4 protein-coding genes are annotated in these 4,140 nt (G+C 67.5%); all 4 read right to left on the bottom strand.

The genetic code is table 11. The features are described 5' to 3' along the window. Positions 1-268: 268 nt before the first annotated feature. On the bottom strand, positions 269-1,942 hold the full coding sequence (locus AC1DQP_RS17525; protein ID WP_457319089.1) for a saccharopine dehydrogenase family protein: 1,674 nt from the start codon (positions 1,940-1,942) through the stop codon (positions 269-271). A gap of 88 nt (positions 1,943-2,030) precedes the next feature. Continuing rightward, positions 2,031-2,702, bottom strand: a complete 672-nt coding sequence (locus AC1DQP_RS17530; protein ID WP_478052102.1) for a rhomboid family intramembrane serine protease — start codon at positions 2,700-2,702, stop codon at positions 2,031-2,033. Between the two features lie 101 nt (positions 2,703-2,803). Beyond that, positions 2,804-3,169 carry an MGMT family protein gene (locus AC1DQP_RS17535; protein ID WP_256774593.1) on the bottom strand — a complete coding sequence of 122 codons (366 nt, stop codon included), beginning with the start codon at positions 3,167-3,169 and terminating at the stop codon, positions 2,804-2,806. Beyond that, positions 3,166-4,086, bottom strand: coding sequence for a DMT family transporter (locus AC1DQP_RS17540; RefSeq protein ID WP_478052103.1), 921 nt, complete (start codon positions 4,084-4,086; stop codon positions 3,166-3,168). Before AC1DQP_RS17540 ends, AC1DQP_RS17535 begins: the two co-directional genes overlap by 4 nt. Positions 4,087-4,140 lie beyond the last annotated feature (54 nt).

Genomic DNA, 4,140 nt, shown 5'->3' on the forward strand with positions numbered 1-4,140 from the left:
GCTTCCACCTGCTCACCGCGAGCCGAACCCCGTAGCGGCCGGTAGGTTCCTGGGCAAAATAAAGGAGGAGGCCGCCAGGCCGGGGGACACTACGCCAGGGGCCTACCGGCCGCTACGGGGCCCTCACGCTCGCGACAGCCCCAAGCGGAGACAGACACCACCAGATCCAAACGGCCCTTGACTGCATAGCCACGCGCGTATGGCCGTGCGCGATCTGCGACGGCCCTTGAAACAACACGCTCCCCTTCCATCGAAGAGACGCACTTTTTCAGCCTGTGCTCACCGCGCTGACAGGCTGCAGCGTGCCCCGATACGCAGCGATCAGGCCGATCATCGGTGCGGCAATCTCCACGTCGAACACGAAGTGACCCGCGCGCTCGGTCTCAAACGTGTGCCCGCACGGCAGCAGCGCCTTCGGCAACGGGACACCCAGGCATGACCAGCGGCGTGTCACCAAGTACAGGCGATCGTCTTCCACCACCAGCGCGAGCGCAACCTCCACGATGCCGAAGCGTTCGACCAGCAGCTGCTCGTTCCTGCCCTGCCCGCGCCACTGCAACGACGAAAACCTGCGCCCGGCGAAATCGCGGGTCCAGCGCTCGCCACCCCGCTCGGGGGCGAATGCCACGCTGACCGGCACCGCCGCCGCGGCCGGCGGGAAGCCGAACACGGCACCGACGATCCGCGCCAACAGCCCCTTGCCGCGACGCACCTCGCCCACGCCTTGCCAGCGCCTGCCCTCGCTGCTGTCATGCAGCGCCTGCACCTGTGGCGGCAGAGCGTCGAAGGCGCTGCCAAGCAGCTGCCGATACAGGCTGGCACCGGGCGTCTCGCTCCGGAACCCGGTATGGATCGAACGCCCTTTGAACAAACGCTGGTAATCGGACAACGCCAACGCGTGCGTGGCCGGGCGCGCACCGTCGGCCGGCCGCTCCCCAACCAGCAGCTTGCGCACCACCGCCTCGATCGCCATCGACGGGATGTAGGGGCCATCGTCGCCCTCGGCCAGCAGGTGCCAGCTCTGTTCAACCTCGACACCGTTGGCGATCCCGCGTGCGCGGACGTACATCCCGCCGCGATGCTCACCGAACTTCATCAGGTTGAGCACGCTGTAGAACACCCGCGACAGCGGCACCAGCGAGGGCAGGTGCAGCCGCGCCCGTGCCTTGGCCAGCAGGTTGAGTACCCGGTGCAGCACCTCCGGCACCGGGCCGGCGCCCATCCAGATATCGGTCATCGTCGGGTGTTCGGGTGGCAGCACCTGCAGGTCCGGCACATCGACCAGCGAGAAATGCAGATTGCGCAACGGCAGCCTGCCCGGCACCGCGACGGTGAAGCGCCGGCTTTCGGCCAACCCGATGCCATGGCCCGGCCGACCGTTGCGCTGCAGTTTCACCGGCGCACCGGCGTAGCCGACCACCGCGCGCATTACGTTGAGCCCGATACCGGCATACGGCGACGGCGCGATGCCACCGTCCACGCTGACGATGTCCATGTGCCTGGCCATCTCGCGCAGCACCGCGGCGGTCAGCACCGGGAAGCTGCTGACCCCGGACAACACATACACGCCGGCCGCCCTGGCCGCCGCATCGAACTGCGCCACGCCGAACACGAAATCGGCCGCATCGGCGAAATCCAGATAGGAAATGCGTGCGGCGATGCAGGCTTCGATCACGCGGTAGGGATGCGCGCCGTAATCCTGGAATGGACCGGAGGCGTCCACCAGCAGGTCCGGTCGTTCGGCCTGCAGCACCGGCTCGATGCGTTGCCGGTCGACCTTGAGCGGCCGCACCTGCGGCGCGCCCACGTAATCGGCGCAGAACGCGGTCGCTGCCTCCAGGTTGCGCCCGCAGATCAGCAGCTCCAGACCGGGCAGGTCCGACAGCAGCCGCGCCAGCCGGCCGCCGAACACGCCGTAGCCCCCCAGGATCAGTATTTTCACGATGGAAACATCCTTGCTTCAGTCGATTGAACGGTCTGGATACGACGAAGGGCACCCTCGGTGCCCTTCGTTGGAGTCCGCTGCGGCGTCAGCGGACGCTGCGCAGGTGGTTCTTTTTACGCGGTCCACTGGGTGGGCGCTTGTTGAACGGCGGTTGTCCGCGCCAGTAGCGGATCAGCAGCCAACCGAACAACATGCCCCCCAGGTGCGCGAAGTGGGCCACGCCCGGCTGCCAACCGGTGGCACCGAGCACCAGTTCCATCACGCCGAACACAATCACGAAGGTGCGCGCCTTCATCGGGATCGGCGGGAACAGCAGCATCACGCGCTGGTTCGGGAACAGCATGCCGTAGGCCAGCAGCAGCCCGAACACGCCACCGGACGCGCCGAGCACGGTGACCGGGTCAGCCATCATTGCCCCGACCAGCAACTGGCACACGCCTGCACCGGCCACGCACACCAGGTAATAGGTCAGGAAGCGCCTCTCGCCCCAGGTCTGCTCCAGCGCCGCACCGAACATGAACAGTGCAAGCATGTTGAAGAACAGATGGCCGAAACTGCCGTGCAGGAAACCGTAGGTGAGCAGCTGCCACGGCTGGAAGTTGCCGCCCGGTGAGAACGGATCGAAACCGCCGCGCAGCGGTTGCAGCATGAACGGCTCGAAGGTGCCGTTGCCGAGCAGGAAAGGCTGCTGCAGCAGGAACAGCACGATGTTGGCGATCAACAGTGCCTTGGTGACAGTGGGCAGTCGCGGAAACATGAGGGCATCCTTTGGAACTGCGCCCATCATAGCCGCAGCACCCTGCCCCGGGACCGCCCCGGCGCGACGCATTCAACCGCGAGGGTGCCGCGTTTCCAGCCTCAGCCGGGCCCCCACAGCGCCGCATCCAGATCATCGCCGCCGCTGCGCGGCATGTGTTTGACCCGCCCGCGCTCGATCGCCACGCCTTCGGCACGCAGCCGCTGGCTCTGCTCTCTCCAGCCGTGCGAGCCTTCCGGCATGGCGATACGTCCGTCCGAGCGCAGCACGCGGTGCCAGGGCAGGTCCGGGTCTTCGTTCATGCCGAGCACGCGCGCGGTCAGCCGCGCCCGGCCCGGCAAGCCGGCCTTGGCAGCGACCTGGCCATAGCCCATCACCTGGCCACGCGGAATCGCCCGTATCACCGCGAGGATGCGTTCGCGCGCCTGCGCGGCCGCGTCTTCGGGGGCCGCCGCGGCCGGCGTCATGCGCGGGCGCGGCTGACCAGCAGCACGCCGACCAGCACCAGCGCCGTCCCCAGGATCTGCCAGGGGCCCATGGGTTCGTCGAGCAGCCATAGACTCATCACAATGGTGGATACCGGCCCGAGCATACCCACCTGCGCGGCCAGCGACGAGCCGATCCGCTTCACCGCCAACATGATCGCCATCACCGGCAGCACCGTGCACAGCGTGGCGTTGATCAGCGACAGCCAGTACACCGGCACCGGCGCCTGACCCAGCGCCACCAGCGGGTGCAGCAGCGCGAAATGCAGCACGCACAGCACGCAGGCCACGCAGCTGGCATACGCGGTGAGGCGGATCGCACCGATCCGTGCCACCACCTGGCCACTGCCGAACAGATACAGCGCGTAGCTCAGCGCACTGGCAAACACCAGCGCACTGCCCAGCAGGATGCGTCCGCCTTCCAACTGCAGGTCGTGGCCGAACGCCAGCAGCACGCCGAGGTAGCTCAGCCCAAGGGCGATCAGCTGCCAGCGGCCGGGGCGTTTTTTCAGCAGGACCAGGCTGATCAGCAGGACCAGGGTGGGATTCAGGTACAGGATCAGCCGTTCCAAAGTCACGCTGATGTATTGCAGGCCCTGGAAGTCCAGCAGGCTGGACAGGTAATAGCCGGTGAAGCCCAGCCACAGCACGCGGCCACGATCGGGCCATGACAGTGCGGTGGCACGGCGCGCCGACCACACCGCCAACAGCGCGAACAACGGGAACGCCATCAGCATGCGCAGCGCCAGCAGCGTGGTTGCATCCACGCCATGCCGGTAGGCCAGCTTCACGATCACCGCCYTGCCGGATGCAGCAACGGCACCGACGGCGGCCAGCGCGATGCCACCGGCGGCGATGCGGCTGGAGGATGTCGGGAGCGAGGAAACAGTGGGCGGCATCGGGACAGCGGCCGCGCGGCGCGGCTGGAGGACAAGGGGGGGCTTGGATTGTCG

The sequence above is a fragment of the Stenotrophomonas sp. P5_A8 genome, from assembly GCF_056400545.1.